Origin of the sequence: Herbiconiux sp. VKM Ac-2851 (assembly GCF_013205105.1) — a bacterium.
Classification (GTDB): Bacteria; Actinomycetota; Actinomycetes; order Actinomycetales; family Microbacteriaceae; genus Herbiconiux; species Herbiconiux flava.
Window position 1 is genome coordinate 123,668 of record NZ_JABMLJ010000004.1, and the last position, 16,122, is coordinate 139,789.

Sequence of the window (16,122 nt, forward strand, 5' to 3'; positions counted from 1 at the left end):
CGCCCGTTCCCCCCGACTGCCGCAGCCCCGGCCGGAATGAGACTGCTCCCGCGGTCGCTTCGTAGGGAAACGCGGCCGCGGGAGCGCCTTCCTCACCCGGGCCGGTGAGCGGGGCACGGGGTGTGCGGCGGGACCAGGGTGTGCGGCGGGGCACAGGGTGCGCGGCGGGGCACAGGGTGTGCGGAGGGTTCGCAGAGACGGCGCACCGTAGGCTAGAACGCGTGTCAACTCTCAGCGACCTCGTCACCACACACGGCCGTTCCACCGAGGCCGACGTCGAGTGGCTGCACCTGCTCGTCAGCGACTGCCAGCTGCTGGCCGACCTCGCCTTCGCCGACATCGTGCTCTGGGTTCCGACCCACGAGGGCACCTTCGTGGCCGTCGCCCACTCGCGCCCGTCGAGCTCGGCGACGCTGTTCTACCGCGACTTCGTCGGCCAGACCATCAAGCCCGAGTGGCGCAAGCAGGTCACCGACGCCTTCGAGAGTGCCCAGATCGTCGACACCGCCGCCCCCGACTGGTACGAGGAGACGCCCACGCGCGTCCGTGCCGTCCCCGTGCTCCGCCGCCTCTCCGTGAGCGAGCAGACCACGACCGAACGCCCGATCGCCGTCATCACCCGCCACACCAACCTCAGCGAGGCGCGCACCCCCAGCCGACAGGAGCTCACCTTCAACGAGTGCGCGAACGACCTCTTCGCGATGATCTCGGCCGGGGACTTCCCCGACCTCGGCGCACCGACCGGGCCGCGCCGCGGAGCGCCCCGCGCATCCGACGGTCTGATCAGGCTCGACGTCGACGGCATCGTGACCTTCGCCAGCCCGAACGGCCTGTCGGCGTTCAACCGCATGGGCTTCGCCGGGGAGCTCGAGGGGCAGTCGCTCGCCGAGGTCACCACCGGCCTCCTCGCCGGCCGGCTGATCGTCGACGAGTCGCTGCCGCTGGTCGTCACCGGTCGTGCACCGTGGCGCACCGACATCGAGGCGCGCGGCGTGACGGTGTCGCTGCGCGCGATCCCGTTGCGCACCCGCGGGCACCGCTTCGGCGCCATCGTGATGACACGCGATGTCACCGAGCTGCGCCACCAGGAGCGCGAGCTGATCACGAAGGACGCGACGATCCGCGAGATCCACCACCGCGTCAAGAACAATCTCCAGACGGTGGCGTCGCTGCTGCGCATCCAGGCCCGCCGCACCCACTCGGACGAGGCGCGCGACGCCCTCACCCAGGCCATGCGCCGCGTCGCCGCGATCGCCGTCGTGCACGACACCCTCTCGGAGGGCCTGAACCAGCGCGTCGACTTCGACACCGTGTTCGACCGCGTGCTGCTGCTCGTCGCCGAGGTGGCGTCGGCGCACAACACGACGGTGCACCCCAAGTCGACCGGAAGCTTCGGCGTGCTGCCGAGTGAGTACGCCACGCCGCTCGCGCTCGCGCTGACCGAGCTCGTCACGAACGCGGTCGAGCACGGGCTGGCCGGGCAGGAGGGCGAGGTCGAGATCGTCGCGTCGCGCACGGAGGAGACGCTCACGGTCGAGGTGCGCGACAGCGGCACCGGCCTGCCCGAGGGCAAAGTCGGCTCGGGGCTCGGCACGCAGATCGTGCGCACGCTCATCCAGGGTGAGCTCGGCGGCACGATCGACTGGCACACCATGGTGGGCACGGGCACGGTCGTGACGATCGAGATCCCGACGCGCTGGCTGAAGAAGCCGTAGCGGTCTCGCGGCTGCGGGCCGGCAGGCCAGAGCGGCTACGGGTTCAGGATGCGCGGCGGCGCGATCGAGGCCGCCCTGTGGTCGCGATCGTGCCCGCACGGGCAGATCCGCCTCGACGGAGTTCAGGATGCGCGGCTGCGCGGTCGCGAAACCGTCTCATCCCCCGGCACAGCGCTCGACATCGCGTGAGGTGAGCACTGGGGTGGGGTGGCGAAGGGTCGCGGAGATGACGACGCCCGGCCCCGGTGCGAGGTGGGCGACGGAGTGCCGAAGGTTCGCGCAACGAACGACGCCCGGCCTCGGTGCGAGGTGGGCGACGGAGTGCCGAAGGTTCGCGTAACGAACGACGCCCGGCCTCGGTGGTAGGTGGGCGTCGGAGTGCCGAACGGGCGCGGACGCGACGACGCCCGGCCTCTGCGTGAGGCCGGGCGTCGGGGCGACGGTGCGCCGAGTCGGTGTTCGGGAGCTAGGAGGCCCGGCGGGCGCGGGCTGCGCGGCGCTTGAGGGCGCGGCGCTCGTCTTCGCTGAGGCCTCCCCAGACGCCCGAGTCCTGGCCGGTCTCGAGTGCGTACTGCAGGCAGATCTCCGTGACGGAGCAGCGTGCGCACACGGCCTTCGCCTTGTCGATCTGGTCGACGGCCGGCCCGGTGTTCCCGACGGGGAAGAACAGTTCGGGGTCGGCTGTCAGGCAGGCGGCTTTGTCACGCCAATCCATAGCGGGAGCTCCTTTGTTGCAGGGTGCTGCGGTCGAATGACCGAGTGATTCGGGTAGAAGGTCAAAGGCACGGTAGACGTTGCAGTCAGATCAGACTGCACCCGCTCACGTCACTGTGAGCAACATTGACCTCAAATATGGTCGCATACTGGTATTTGCAAATCAAGGGTTTTCTCGGGAGTAACAGGCGTGGTGGACGAGGCGAACGACAGACGAACACCCGATGAACGTCTCTCCGAGGGGGGCGCGGCTCGCCGTCGGCGGCCTCCGCTGCTCACGCTTCTGGCGGTCATCGTGGGTGCTGAGGCCCTCGTCATGGCGGGCGTCGTCGTCTGGCTGTTGATCGAACTGCTGACCGAGCAGCCCGCCTCCTACGAGACCGCCTTGGCGATCGTGGTGCTCGCCGCCACCGCCGCGGTCTTCCTCGCCTTCGCGGCGATCCACACCCTGCGCGCCGCCGCCTGGACCCGCGCGGGCACCCTCACCTGGCAGCTCTTCCAGATCGTGATCGCGATCGGCTGCTTCCAGGGCATCGTGGCGACGCCGGTCGTGGGGTGGTGGCTGCTCGTCCCCGCGCTGCTCGCGCTGGTGCTGCTGTTCACGCCCTCGGTGGTGGCGGCGACCCGCCGCATCTGACGCATCGCCGGCCAGCCCCGCAGAGCAATCGGTCCGCCATGTCGGACGCGCCGACGCCCAGCAGCCGCGGGGCGGCAGGCTGCAGCGCTGCTACGCGTCGATCTTCAGCTTCTTGCGCAGTGACGCGACGTGCCCTGTCGCCTTCACGTTGTAGAGCGCGAGCGTCACGACGCCCTCCTCGTCGAGCACGAAGGTCGACCGCAGCACGCCCGTGACCGTCTTGCCGTAGAGCGACTTCTTGCCCCACGCCCCGTACAGCTCGTGCACGGCCTTGTCGGGGTCGGACAGCAGCGTGAAGTTCAGCCCCTGCTCCTCCTCGAAGCCCTTGAGCTTCGCCGGCTTGTCGCGCGAGATGCCGAGCACCGTGTAGCCGGCGCTCTTCAGCGAGTTCAGGTTGTCGCGGAAGTCGCACGCCTCCGTGGTGCAGCCCGGCGTGCCCGCCTCGGGGTAGAAGTACACGATGACCCGCTGCCCGCGGAAGTCGGAGAGCGAGCGCTCGACCCCGTCGGCGTCGAGCAGGGTGAAGTCGGGCGCGGGCTGTCCGGCGGCGATGCGCGAGGAGATGTCGGTCATGGCTCCAGTATTTCGCATCCCTCCGACACCGGGCCCCCTCGATCCCGTCGGCTGCAGATTGAGTAGCAACTACTCCTCACACCCAGCGGATGCTCGCCCCGACCATGTCTTCATGACCATTCGATCCCTACCTCTCGCCCTGGCCGCCGCAGCGGCAGCCCTCGTGCTCTCCCTCACCGGCTGTGCCGGCGGCGGCGCGTCCGACCCCACCCGCGCCGTCGGCGACCCCGGCGCGTCCCAGGCCGCCGACCCCGGAGTCAAGACCGACGTCTTCACGGTGAAACCCGGCGACTGCGTCGACGACACCGACGACGAGAACGTCACCGAGCTGCCGGTGGTCGACTGTGCCGGCCCGCACGACTTCGAGGCATTCACCTCCTTCGAGATCGACGAGGGGGAGTTTCCGGGCGACGACGAGGTGAACTCGCAGGCGCAAGACGCGTGCATCGTCGCGATGGGGGAGTTCGTAGGCCTCGACTACGCCGAGTCCAAGCTCGACGTGCAGTACCTCACCCCCTCCGAGGACTCCTGGACCAAGCGCGACGACCGCACGGTGGTCTGCCTCGTCTTCGACCCCGCCGGCAAGCTCACCGGCACGGTCGAGAACGCCGCGATCTGATCCCTCAGCGCCCCGTCGAGGGGCTCCCGAACCGTCTCCGGCGGGGTGCGCGACCCTGGTTCGCGAACCTCGCCGGAGCATGCTAATGTTGTCGACTGGCTCACCAAGAGCCACGCACCTCTAGCTCAATTGGCAGAGCAACTGACTCTTAATCAGTGGGTTCTCGGTTCAAGTCCGAGGGGGTGCACCACACCGAAACCGTCCGGCCTCGCGCCGGGCGGTTTCTTCGTTAACCAGGTCGTCGACGGCGTGCGTGACGATGCCGCGCCAGCGTCGTGCACAACGCCGCCCAGGGCGCAGCCCGAGTGCGGCACGGACACCCGTACGGGGGTGACCAGCGCAGGCGACTGCTGAGTAGTGCGGCGGGCACTACGCAACGCGGAGGCGAGCACTACGTAATAGCGGCGAAAGGCCCGCTGCGGGGTCGAGATTGTGAGTAGAACCTACTCAGGTGCACAGCCCATGCGCCTGAGAAGGAGAACCCACCATGGCACCTCGAACCGCCGCGACGCCGACGTCGCGCAGCACCAAGCAGACCCTCTTCGCCCAGGGTGGCCACCGCCTGCACGGCCGCGACCGCGCGTTCGCGCAGACCGTCTCGGCCCTCACCAACCGAGGCCGCCGCTCCGTCGTGCTCGTCACAGGACGGCCGGGCGTCGGCCGAACGGCATTCCTCGACGCGGTCGCCGAGGCCGTCGGGGCGGAGCGCACGGTGCACGTCATCCGCGGGCGCTCCGACCTCCGCGCCGTGCCCCTCGGCGCTCTGGCCCCCGTGCTGGCGGCCCTGCCCGTGAGCGGAGGCGACAGCGCCGCCGTGGTGGAGTTCCATCGCGCGATGAACGAGCCGGGCATCCTGCTGGTCGTCGACGACGCCGACCACCTCGACCCTGCCAGCCGCTGCCTGCTCGAGCAGCTCGTCAACGCCGGGCAGGCCTCGGTGCTGGTCGCCAAGGCGACCCGCGAGCTCCCCGGCGCCACCCGCGGTCGCCGCGGCGGCAGCTCCCGAGCCGGCGCCGCAACGCGGGGCACGAGCGCCCCCACGCCGCCCCCTGCATCCGAAGCGGCCGGGCCGGAGGCGATCGATGCCGTCCGAGCCGCCGAGGCCGCCGAGGCGGGGGAGGACGGCGGCAGCGACGCCGGGTTCTGGCGGCACGCTGGGGTCGTGGTCGATCTGCCACCGCTGTCGGCCGCCGACGCGCACGCGATCGTGAAGGACCGGCTGGGGCGCAGCGTCGGGTCGGCCGCCGCCGACGAGATGGTGCGCCTGTCCGCCGGCAGCACCCGCACGCTCGTCGAGCTGGCCGAGGTCGCAGTCGGCGTCTGCGACCTCGCCGACGACGCGGGCGAGTGGCGCACCGCGTGGACCGTGCTGTCCGAGGGCGTCGTCGCCTCGCTGCCCGTTGATCCGCTGGCCGCCGACGAGTTCGTCGGGGACCTCCTGGCGCTGCTCTCCGTCGCGGGTGAGCTCCCGGTCGAGCAGGGCGGGACGTCGGGCGTGAGTGCCCGGGCCACGCGGCTCGCCGAGGCGCAGGGGTACGTCCGGACGCGCACGGGGGAGGGGCGCGTGTGGGTGGGGCTCGCGCATCCGCTCTTCGCACCCGTGATGCGCAGCACGGTCTCCGAGGCCGAGCTGCCCGGGTTCTCGGCCGCCGGCGCGGACATGCTCGACGGCTACCCCGAGCACGTCGTGCGGCGCTCGCTGCTGCAGCTCGCCGCGGGTCAGCCGGTCGCGGCTCCGACCCTGCTCGAGCTGGCGCGGCGCGAGCTGAGCGAGCAGCGCTACTCCACCGCGATCACGCTGGGGGCGCACGCCGTCGCGGGCGGGGCATCCGAGCCGGTGCTGCGGGCGACCGGAGAGTACGTGCGGGCGCAGGCGCTGTCGCAGATCGGGCGCATCCGTGAGGCGAGCGAGTTCTTCGCCGCCGCCTGGCGGGCCGTCGAGCAGGCCGGGGCCGAGGCACCCGAGCTCTTCCTGGCGCAGCTCGCGCAGGCCGAGGGCAACCACCTCGCGTTCCGCACCCTGCAGCCCGAGCTCGCTGTCGCCCGGGTCGAACCCGTGCTGGCGCACATCGGCGACGCCTCGCTGCGGGCGCTCGTCGAGTCCGACCTCGTGAAGTGGCGGCTGATGGCCGGCCAGGGGCTCTCGGCCGAGCTGGAGTCGATCTCGGTGCTCGGGCCCGTCGAGACCCCCGCCGACCTCAATCTGCTGATCATGACGGCCACGCTGCACACCATGGGCGGCAACCTCACGCTCGCCGGCGAGGCGGTCGAACGCGGGCTGGCCGAGTGCGACCGCTTCCGCGACGTGCTGCCCAACGCCCGTGACCTGCTGCAGCTGAGCGAGGTGCTCGTGCTCTCGTTCACGGCGAGGTTCCCGGATGCTCGGGCCGCCGCTCGCGCCAACCTCGCCCGCGCGGAGGAATCGAACCCCAGCGCTCGCGGCATGTGGAAGTTCGCGCTCGCGATGATCGAGCTGCACACGGGGTCGCCCGCGCGGGCCTGGAAGTACATCCAGGAGGGGCGGCGCGACCTGGTCTGGCGGGACATCGCCGGCCTCCTCCCCACCGCCGACGCGCTGTCGGCGGCCGTCGCGGCGCGCACGGGGCGGTTCGCGATCGCGCGCAGCTGGCTCGATCAGCTCACGCCGGCCGAGGTGCGCGACCCCAAGGTTGAGCTGTACGCGTCGCTGGCTCGCGCCTGGGTGTCGGCGTCGGCGGGGCGGCCGGGGTTCGCCATCCGGAGCCTCGGGCCGGCGCTGCACAAGGCCGCCGACGGCGGGCAGCGGTACCTGGCGGCGCTCGTGGCCTACGAGGCCGTGCGGATCGAGCCGGTGGTCGGGGCGACCGTGATGCTGCCGCACCTGATCGCCGCTCGAAGTGCCTTCCCGATCTGCGAATCGCACGCGCGGGCCGTGATCGCCCGGAACGACGTGCTGCCGATCGCGAAGGAGCTCGCCGAGGCCGGGCTGCTCGGGCCGGCGATCGACGCGGCTCGGTGGGCGGCCGACCACTGCGACGGCGACCTCGTGCGGGCCTCGCGGGCGCACCGGCTGGCCGACTCGTGGACGGTGCGGGCGGGGGTGGCGATGGCGCACCGGCGGCGGCAGACGCATCCGCGGGTCATGCCCCTGACCGATCGGGAGTGGCAGCTGGCCTCGGGAGCGGCGTCGCACCGCACCAGCGCCGAGCTGGCCGCCGAGTACGGCATCTCGGTGCGGACGGTCGACAACCACTTGGCGCGCATCTACAAGAAGCTGGGCATCGCGAGCCGGCGGGAGCTCGCCGCCGAGCTGAGCGCGCTCCAGCTGGAGAACCCGTACGAGGAGTACTCGCTGACGGGGGAGTGAGGAGCGGGTGCCGGCAGGACGGTCGCGAAGTGGAGTAGGGATTACTCATCACACCCCCGACGGGTCGCCGCGCAGAATGACAGAGGCATCACGCCGGGTCATCACCGGCGCGGTCGTCGCCGGCAGAAGTCGGCGTAGCCCCGTTCAATCGTCAGCTCGGGGTGGTGGGCGATCGCGCGATGACCGACGGGTGGGGGCGGCCTTCGGGTGGTCGCCTCCGCCCGTCATCCTCCGCGCGTCATTCTCCGCGACAGCCACCCCGCCCGCGGGACTGGGTGGCTGGTCGTGCGCTGCATCCGGGTGTTGCCGTGGGTGTGCGGGGAGGGCGTTGCGGGAAAGGGGCGGGGCGATACTGTGAGAGCCATGACGCAACGTGTCGACACGCTCCTGATCTTCGGCGCCAGCGGAGACCTCACCGCCCGCCTCCTTCTTCCCGGGCTCGCCCAGCTGCTCACGGCTCAGCCCGATCGCACCCTCACCCTGATCGGGGCCGGCGGCGCCGAGTGGAGCGACGAGGAATGGCGGAAGGTCGTCACCGACTCCTTCGCCCAGGTCGACGCGAAGGGCGCCGCCGTCGAGAAGCTGCTCGCCGGCACCCGCTACGTCAAGGCCGACGTCACCGACGCCGGAGAGCTCACGAAGCTGCTCGGCATGGCGACCGGAACCCCGGCCATCTACTTCGCCCTCCCGCCCGCGGTGGCCGCGAAGGTCGTCACGACGCTGCAGGGCGTGAAGATCCCCGACGGGCTCACCCTCGCACTCGAGAAGCCCTTCGGCATGGACGTGGAGACCGCCGAGGCGCTGAACGGCGAACTCGCGAAGCTGGTGCCCGAGAACCAGGTGCACCGGGTCGACCACTTCCTCGGCCGGTCGACGGTGTTCAACATCCTGGGGCTTCGCTTCGCCAACCGCATCTTCGAGCCGCTCTGGAACTCCGAGCACATCGCGAAGATCGACGTCGTCTACGACGAGCAGCTCGCTCTCGAGGGTCGCGCCGGCTACTACGACACCGCGGGCGCCCTGGTCGACATGATCCAGAGCCACCTGCTGCAGGTCATGGCGGTGCTCGCGATGGAGCCGCCGTCGACACTCGGGCAGGACGACCTCCGCGACGCCAAGGAGCTCGTGCTCCGCGCCACCCGCGTCTGGGGCGACGACCCCGAGGAGTCCAGCCGCCGTGCCCGCTACACCGCCGGCACCATCGACGGCCGCGAGCTGCCGAGCTACGCGGACGAGAAGGGTGTCGACCCGGCCCGCGAGACCGAGACGCTCGCCGAGGTCACCCTCGAGGTGCAGACCTGGCGCTGGAAGGGCGTTCCGATCACCCTCCGCTCGGGCAAGGCCGTCGGAGAGCGCCGCCGGCAGATCGTCATCACCTTCAAGCCGGCCCAGCAGGTGCCGGTCGGGCTGACGGGGGAGAGCCGTCCGACGGTGCTGCGGATCTTCCTGGCTCCCGACGCGATGTCGCTCGAGATCGACATCAACGGTCCGGGCGACCCCTACGAGCTCGAGCGCGCGAGCCTCGAGGCCACGTTCGGCGACGGGCAGCTGCTGGCCTACCGCGAGGTGCTGGCGGGCATCCTCGACGGCGACCCCACGCTCGGGGTGCGCGGCGACTCCGCGGTCGAGGGCTGGCGCATCCTGGCGCCGGTCATCGCGGCGTGGAAGAGCGACGCGGTGCCGCTCGACGAGTACCCCGCGGGCAGCGAGGGCCCGAGCCGCTGGACGCCGCTGGGCTGAGGCGGGCAGGCAGAGGGCAGCCGCCAGAGCGAAAGTCGGAGGCCGAAGCCAGACGCCGAAGCCAGGGACCGAAGCCAGAAGCCGAAGGCTACGCCGTCGTGCGCGCCCCAGCGGTCAGCCGCTTCGCCGCCGCAGCCGCCTCGACCTCGGCGTGGTGCGCCACGAGGGCGCGCAGGGCGTCGTCGTCGCGCGGGTCGAGCGTCGGAGCATCCTGAACCGCACCCACCGACGCGACCATGCCGGCGAGCCGACGGTCGACCTCGACGCGGTCGACGGGAGCGAGCGCCGGCCGCACCGGCTGCGCGATGCGCGCCCGCGGCGTGAAGACGGGAGCGGCGACGGGTGCCGGAGCGGCGACCGCGGTCGTGGTCTTGACCGAGATGCCGTGCTCGGCGAGCGTCGCGACGATGTCGCGGGCGACCGAACGGGCCAGCGCGGTGTGGAAGATGTCGTCGGTGTCCACGGAGCTGCGGCGGGTGATCGCGTACGATCCCAGCGGGCCGAAGTTCTCCATCAGGGTCTGGTTGACGAGTTCGTAGAGGCGTTCCTGACTCACAACACTCTCGCGCTGAGCCTTCGCGCGACGCCTCCAGCCGATCATCGCAACTCCCTTCGCGCCACCCTTGTGTGAACAGTGTGCGGGCTGGGCATCCGGGGGGCCACTCGACACGCCGCACGCACGGTGTCGATGCCCTGATTAGGCTGGAATTCATGGCCATCGAACGAACCTGGACCGCCTTCGCCGTCGCGACCGTCTCCGCCCTCGTCGCGGCGCTCGTCGTGACCGCGCTCGTCGCGCTGATCGTGCGCGCCGCCGGTCGGCGCCGGAGGTGGCCGAACGCCCTGGTGCGCCGGGCGCGCATCCCCTTCCGCATCTTCCTGCTCGTGGTGCTGCTCTGGATCGGCGTCGACCTCACCATCCCCGTCGGCGACTACCAGCCGGTGGTCGACCAGCTCTTCCTGATCGCCACCATCGCCCTCGGCGCGTGGCTCGTCTGCATGCTCGCGATGTTCCTCGAGGACGTCGCGCTCGCCCGGTACACGATCGACCGGCCCGACAACCGCATCGCGCGGCGGCTGCGCACGCAGGTGCTGATCCTGCGCCGGCTCGGCATGGCCGTGGTGATCGTGCTCGCGATCGGCGCCATCCTGCTCACCTTCCCCGGAGCGCAGGCCGTGGGCACGAGCGTGCTCGCCTCGGCCGGGCTGGTCTCGATCATCGCGGGCCTCGCCGCGCAGTCGACGCTGTCGAACGTGTTCGCGGGCATGCAGATCGCCTTCAGCGACGCGGTGCGGGTCGACGACGTCGTGATCGTCGAACAGGAGTGGGGCAGGATCGAGGAGATCACGCTGACCTATGTGGTCGTGCACCTGTGGGACGACCGTCGCCTCGTGCTGCCGAGCACCTACTTCACCTCGCAGCCCTTCCAGAACTGGACCAGGCGCACCTCCGAGCTCCTCGGCGCCGTCGAGTTCGACCTCGACTGGCGGGTCACGCCGCACGAGATGCGCGAGGAGCTCGACCGCATCCTCGCGCGCACCGACCTCTGGGACAAGCGCGTCTCGGTGCTCCAGGTGACGGATGCGGTGGGCGGCTACGTGCGCATCCGCATCCTCGTGACGGCCGTCGATGCGCCCACGCTGTTCGACCTGCGCTGCTTCGTCCGCGAGGAGATGATCGTGTGGCTGCACCGGGAGAGCCCGCAGTCCCTGCCGAAGAGCCGCGTGCGGATGGTCGACGAGGAGCCCGACATCAGCCGCAAGCCGGCCCGGAACGCGAAGCGCGGCCAGGAGGCGTCAGGCCTCTTCCACGGCGACGTGGGCGCCGAGGGTCGGGCGAGCCTGTTCACCGGGCCCATCCAGACCGCCCACGTCGACCCCGACGAGCGGTAGGTTCAGGATGCGCTGGGCGGTGACTTCGGCTTGCGCGGCGTCTTGGGTGCCGCGGGTGCCCCGGGGGCATCCGGTGTCTCGTAGGGGCGGGTCTCGGTGAGGTCGGGCTCATCGGCGACCGGCGCTTCGGCATCTCTCGGCTCCGGCCCGCCGATCCGCGAAAGCGGCCACGTGAACCGCGGCGACTCCCCGTTCTTCGCCAGATACACCTGCGCGGCCCGGGTGCCGAACCACAGGAACCGCACCAGCAGCACGATCAGCGCCAGCACCAAGAGGAACGCGATCGCCCCCGCGACCAGTGAGAACACGCTGCCGATCACGTGCAGCAGAACGGTGAGCACGCCCCCGCCGGGCCCGTAGCTCATCTCAGCGGCCCTCGAGCTCTCGGGCGTCCTCGTCGCTCTGCAGCACGCTGCCGACCGCGAGCGCCAGCGTGATGCCCCAGCTCAGCCACATCAGGATCAGCCGCCAGTCGCGCGGGCCCTTGCGGGTGGTCTGGATCACCGAGAAGCCACCGATGATCGAACTGATGATGCTGCTGTTCAGGATGAATTTGCGCACGGTCTCCCCGTTCTCGGACGTCGTGCTGCCTACGCTACCCCGGGCCGCCCCGAGGTGCCCCTGGTAGGGTGATCGAAGGAGATCCGGCCCGGATCCGTGCGGATCCGCTCGCCTCCCGGACTCGCTGAACGGACACATGCCTTCCTCGACAGAAACCTCCGCCGAATCCTCCGCCGAAAGCCCCGCCGGCTTCCCCTTCGTCGTCGTCTCGAACCGGCTGCCGGTCGACCGGCAGGTGCACGCCGACGGCACCCTCTCGTTCCGCACCTCGCCGGGCGGGCTCGTCACGGCGCTCGAGCCGGTGATGCGCGAGGCCGACGGCGCCTGGATCGGCTGGACCGGCTCCGCCAATGACGAGACCGAGCCGTTCGAGCACGACGGCATCCACCTCATCCCGGTCACGCTCACCGCCGACGACGTCGAGCTCTACTACGAGGGCTTCTCGAATGACACGCTCTGGCCGCTCTACCACGACGTCATCGCGCCTCCGGCCTACCACCGCGAGTGGTGGGAGAGCTACGTCACGGTCAACCAGCGCTTCGCCGATCGCGCGGCCGCGGTCACCTCCGAGGGCGGCACCGTCTGGGTGCAGGACTACCAGCTGCAGCTGGTGCCCAAGATGCTGCGCGAGCAGCGGCCCGACCTCACCATCGGCTTCTTCAACCACATTCCGTTCCCGGCATACGGCATCTACTCGCAGCTGCCCTGGCGCACCCAGATCATCGAGGGCCTGCTCGGCGCCGACGTCATCGGCTTCCAGCGCACGGCGGATGCCGGCAACTTCACGAGGGCCGTGCGACGCCTGCTCGGGCACCAGACCAAGGGCACCGTGATCGACGTGCCGGTCGAGGCCGAGGCCGAGGTGAAGAGCGCGAAGCACCGCATCTCCCGGGTGCGCGACGACAAGCTCGTGCGCACCGTCGTGGCGAAGGCCTTCCCGATCTCGATCGACGCGGCCCGCTACGAGGAGCTCGCCCGCCGCCCCGACATCCAGGAGCGGGCCCGCGAGATCCGCGAGGGACTCGGCAACCCGAAGGTCGTCATGCTCGGCGTCGACCGCCTCGACTACACCAAGGGCATCGGCCACCGTCTGAAGGCCTTCGGCGAGCTCCTGGCCGACGGCACCGTCGAGGTCGAGGACGTCACGCTGGTGCAGGTCGCCAGCCCGAGCCGCGAGCGGGTGACTGCCTACCAGAACCTCCGCGACGAGATCGAGCTCACGGTCGGCCGCATCAACGGCGACTTCGGCACCATCAGCCACACGGCCATCAGCTACCTGCACCACGGCTACCCGCGGGAGGAGATGGTGGCCCTGTACCTCGCCGCCGACGTGATGCTCGTCACCGCGCTCCGCGACGGCATGAACCTCGTCGCCAAGGAGTACGTCGCCTCCCGCTTCGACAACGACGGCGTGCTCGTGCTGAGCGAGTTCGCCGGCGCGAGCGACGAGCTGCGCACCGCCCTCCGGGTCAATCCGCACGACATCGAGGGCCTCAAGGAGGCCATCCTCAAGGCGATCGCCATGCCCAAGGCCGAGCGGGCGAGACGGATGCGCGCCATGCGCAAGCGCGTGCAGGAGAACGACGTGGCGCGGTGGTCGTCGTCGTTCCTCGCCACGCTCACCACGCCCTCCGACGGGCTGGCGCTGCCGAAGGCGAACAAGGCGGCGGCCGCGCCGGTCGTCGATGCGGATACCGAGGCCGACGTGGACGTCGACGTCGACGAGGTCGGCGAGTGACCGGCGTCCCCACGGCCGAGGCCCTGCGGCGCCTCGCCGCGACCCCCGTGCTCCTGGTGGCCCTCGACTTCGACGGCACCCTGGCGCCCATCGTCGACGTGCCGGCGGATGCCCGGGCCCTCCCCGAGGCCCGCGACGCCGTGCTGGCGCTGCTCGATCTCCCCGCCACTCACGTGGCCTACGTCTCAGGCCGGGCGATGGAGAGCCTCGCCGCGGTCAGCGACCTCCCGGACCACGCCCTGCTCGCCGGGTCGCACGGGGTCGAGGTGCGCACGGAGGGCCGGGTGGCGCTCGACCTGAGCGATGCCGAGCAGGCCGAGCGCGACCGCCTCGAGCCGCTGCTGGCCGCCGTCGCCGAGCCGCTCGACGGGGTCTGGATCGAGGAGAAGCCGGCCGGCTTCGCGATGCACACGCGGCTCGCCGACCCTCCGACTACGGCACGCGCAGAAGAGCAGGCGCTCGCCGCCGCCGAGGCCGAGGCACGAGGCGTCACGGTGCGGCACGGCCAGGACATCCTCGAGTTCTCGGTGCGCGGCACCACGAAGGGCGACGCGGTCGACCGGCTGCGCGAGCAGACCGGCGCCACGGCCGTGCTGTTCGCCGGCGACGACGTCACCGACGAGGACGGCTTCGGCGCGCTGGGCGGCGACGACCTGGGCGTGAAGGTGGGCCCGGGGGAGACCCGCGCGGGCTCTCGGGTGGCCGGTCCGGCCGAGATGGCGGAGGTGCTCGCCGAGCTGGGGGAGCTCCGGCGCGGACGGCTCTGACCACTCCTGCACAGCCGGCGGCGGACGCCGATTCGTCACCGGCACGGCACCGGGTGCATGAGCATCCGTTCGGCGGTTCTAAACTACGTAACATGCCCGAAATAGACATGAAGCCTCGCAGCCGCACCGTCACCGATGGGATCGAAGCCCTCACCTCGCGCGGCATGCTGCGCGGCGTCGGCATGGGCGACGGCGACTGGGAGAAGCCCCAGATCGGCATCGCGAGCTCGTGGAACGAGATCACGCCCTGCAACCTCTCGCTCGAGCGCCTCGCCCGCGCCTCGAAGGAGGGCGTGCACGCCGGCGGCGGGTACCCGCTGCAGTTCGGCACCATCTCCGTCAGCGACGGCATCTCGATGGGTCACGAGGGCATGCACTTCTCCCTCGTCTCCCGCGAGGTCATCGCCGACTCGGTCGAGACCGTCATGATGGCCGAACGCCTCGACGGCTCGGTGCTGCTCGCCGGCTGCGACAAGTCGCTGCCCGGCATGCTGATGGCGGCGGCCCGGCTCGACCTCGCCTCGGTCTTCCTCTACGCCGGATCGATCGCGCCCGGCTGGGTGAAGCTCTCCGACGGCACCGAGAAGGACATCACGATCATCGACTCCTTCGAGGCCGTCGGCGCCGTGCGCGCCGGCCGCATGTCGATGGAGGACGCGCACCGCATCGAGTGCGCCTTCGCCCCGGGTGAGGGCTCGTGCGGCGGCATGTACACCGCGAACACCATGGCGAGCGCCGCCGAGGCGATGGGCATGAGCCTGCCCGGCTCGGCGTCTCCGGCCGCCGCCGACCGCCGTCGCGACTACTTCGCGCACCGCTCGGGCGAGGCGGTGGTGAACATGCTGCGCCTCGGCCTCACCGCCCGCGACATCATCACCAAGAAGTCGCTCGAGAACGCGATCGCCGTGGGCATGGCCTTCGGCGGTTCGACCAACCTCGTGCTGCACCTCCTGGCCATCGCCGCCGAGGCCGAGGTCGACCTCACGCTGGCCGACTTCAACCGCGTGGGCGACAAGGTGCCGCACATCGGCGACCTCAAGCCCTTCGGCCGCTTCGTGATGAACGACGTCGACCGCCACGGCGGTGTGCCGGCCGTGATGAAGGCGCTGCTCGACGAGGGCCTGCTGCACGGCGACGCCATGACCGTCACCGGCAAGACCATCGAGGAGAACCTCGCCGAGATGGACATCGCGCCGCTCGACGGCGAGGTGCTCCGCCCCCTGTCGAACCCCATCCACAAGTCGGGCGGCCTGACCGTGCTGCAGGGCTCGTTCGCCCCCGACGGCGCCGTGGTGAAGTCGGCCGGCTTCGACGCCGACGTCTTCGAGGGCCCGGCCCGCGTGTTCGAGCGCGAGCGCGCGGCGATGGATGCGCTGACCGAGGGCCGCATCAACGCCGGCGACGTGGTGGTCATCCGCTACGAGGGCCCCAAGGGCGGCCCGGGAATGCGCGAGATGCTGGCCATCACCGCGGCCATCAAGGGCGCGGGGCTCGGCAAAGATGTACTACTCTTGACAGACGGACGATTCTCAGGCGGCACAACCGGCCTGTGCATCGGCCACATAGCACCCGAAGCGGTCGACGCAGGTCCGATCGCCTTCGTGCGCGATGGTGATCTAATACGGGTCGATATCGCCGCTCGCTCGCTCGACCTACTTGTCGAGCCAGATGAGCTTGCAGCCCGCCGAGACGGCTGGGCTCCACTTCCTCCGCGCTATACCCGTGGCGTTCTCGCGAAGTACTCCAAGCTCGTGCACTCCGCTGCGGAGGGCGCGATCACGGGGTGACCCGCGCATCCATCTACCGTGCACTCTGACTG

Annotated in this window: 14 protein-coding genes and 1 tRNA gene; 10 read left to right on the plus strand and 5 right to left on the minus strand. The window is 70.9% G+C overall.

From position 1 onward, the window contains the following. Positions 1-221: 221 nt before the first annotated feature. Entirely contained in the window at positions 222-1,715 is a 1,494-nt protein-coding gene (locus HQQ85_RS18750; protein ID WP_173184075.1) for a sensor histidine kinase, read from the plus strand. 466 nt (positions 1,716-2,181) lie between these two features. On the opposite strand, the gene HQQ85_RS18755 is transcribed toward HQQ85_RS18750, so the two are convergent. Next, positions 2,182-2,430, minus strand: a complete 249-nt coding sequence (locus tag HQQ85_RS18755; RefSeq protein ID WP_137835978.1) for a WhiB family transcriptional regulator — start codon at positions 2,428-2,430, stop codon at positions 2,182-2,184. 294 nt (positions 2,431-2,724) lie between these two features. On the opposite strand from HQQ85_RS18755, the gene HQQ85_RS18760 reads away from it, so the two are divergent. Beyond that, the gene (locus tag HQQ85_RS18760) at positions 2,725-3,066 is read left to right on the plus strand and encodes a hypothetical protein (protein WP_371741966.1); all 342 of its coding nucleotides are present in this window, start codon (positions 2,725-2,727) and stop codon (positions 3,064-3,066) included. A gap of 90 nt (positions 3,067-3,156) precedes the next feature. On the opposite strand, the gene bcp is transcribed toward HQQ85_RS18760, so the two are convergent. Beyond that, complete coding sequence (gene bcp / locus HQQ85_RS18765) at positions 3,157-3,639, minus strand: thioredoxin-dependent thiol peroxidase (protein ID WP_173184076.1); 483 nt, start codon at positions 3,637-3,639, stop codon at positions 3,157-3,159. 112 nt (positions 3,640-3,751) lie between these two features. Here bcp and HQQ85_RS18770 point away from each other — a divergent pair, with 112 nt between their 5' ends. The 4 genes from HQQ85_RS18770 (at position 3,752) to HQQ85_RS18785 (ending at position 9,344) form a co-directional block, all read left to right on the plus strand. Continuing rightward, the gene (locus tag HQQ85_RS18770; RefSeq protein WP_173184077.1) at positions 3,752-4,258 is read left to right on the plus strand and encodes a septum formation family protein; all 507 of its coding nucleotides are present in this window, start codon (positions 3,752-3,754) and stop codon (positions 4,256-4,258) included. Between the two features lie 114 nt (positions 4,259-4,372). Continuing rightward, positions 4,373-4,448, plus strand: a tRNA-Lys gene (locus HQQ85_RS18775). A 297-nt stretch (positions 4,449-4,745) separates the two neighbouring features. Further along, entirely contained in the window at positions 4,746-7,604 is a 2,859-nt protein-coding gene (locus HQQ85_RS18780; RefSeq protein ID WP_173184078.1) for a LuxR family transcriptional regulator, read from the plus strand. Between the two features lie 363 nt (positions 7,605-7,967). Continuing rightward, positions 7,968-9,344: a glucose-6-phosphate dehydrogenase gene (locus HQQ85_RS18785; RefSeq protein WP_173184079.1), complete on the plus strand. Its 1,377-nt coding sequence runs from the start codon at positions 7,968-7,970 to the stop codon at positions 9,342-9,344. An 88-nt stretch (positions 9,345-9,432) separates the two neighbouring features. On the opposite strand, the gene HQQ85_RS18790 is transcribed toward HQQ85_RS18785, so the two are convergent. Next, positions 9,433-9,900: a hypothetical protein gene (locus tag HQQ85_RS18790; protein WP_173184080.1), complete on the minus strand. Its 468-nt coding sequence runs from the start codon at positions 9,898-9,900 to the stop codon at positions 9,433-9,435. 155 nt (positions 9,901-10,055) lie between these two features. Between HQQ85_RS18790 and HQQ85_RS18795 the strand changes: the two genes are divergently transcribed. Next, positions 10,056-11,237, plus strand: coding sequence for a mechanosensitive ion channel family protein (locus HQQ85_RS18795; RefSeq protein ID WP_173184081.1), 1,182 nt, complete (start codon positions 10,056-10,058; stop codon positions 11,235-11,237). Positions 11,238-11,239: 2 nt separating this feature from the next. Here HQQ85_RS18795 and HQQ85_RS18800 read toward each other — a convergent pair whose 3' ends face one another. Both HQQ85_RS18800 and HQQ85_RS18805 read right to left on the minus strand, forming a co-directional pair. Beyond that, a complete protein-coding gene (locus tag HQQ85_RS18800) occupies positions 11,240-11,602 on the minus strand; it encodes a hypothetical protein (protein ID WP_173184082.1) in 363 nt (120 codons plus the stop codon). A 1-nt stretch (position 11,603) separates the two neighbouring features. Next, positions 11,604-11,798, minus strand: coding sequence for a hypothetical protein (locus tag HQQ85_RS18805; protein WP_173184083.1), 195 nt, complete (start codon positions 11,796-11,798; stop codon positions 11,604-11,606). Positions 11,799-11,934: 136 nt separating this feature from the next. Here HQQ85_RS18805 and otsA point away from each other — a divergent pair, with 136 nt between their 5' ends. The 3 genes from otsA (at position 11,935) to ilvD (ending at position 16,090) form a co-directional block, all read left to right on the plus strand. After that, positions 11,935-13,536 carry an alpha,alpha-trehalose-phosphate synthase (UDP-forming) gene (otsA, locus tag HQQ85_RS18810; RefSeq protein ID WP_173184084.1) on the plus strand — a complete coding sequence of 534 codons (1,602 nt, stop codon included), beginning with the start codon at positions 11,935-11,937 and terminating at the stop codon, positions 13,534-13,536. Beyond that, positions 13,533-14,303, plus strand: a complete 771-nt coding sequence (otsB, locus tag HQQ85_RS18815) for a trehalose-phosphatase (protein ID WP_173184085.1) — start codon at positions 13,533-13,535, stop codon at positions 14,301-14,303. Before otsA ends, otsB begins: the two co-directional genes overlap by 4 nt. Positions 14,304-14,395: 92 nt before the next feature. After that, positions 14,396-16,090, plus strand: coding sequence for a dihydroxy-acid dehydratase (gene ilvD, locus HQQ85_RS18820; RefSeq protein ID WP_173184086.1), 1,695 nt, complete (start codon positions 14,396-14,398; stop codon positions 16,088-16,090). The last annotated feature ends 32 nt before the right edge of the window (positions 16,091-16,122 follow it).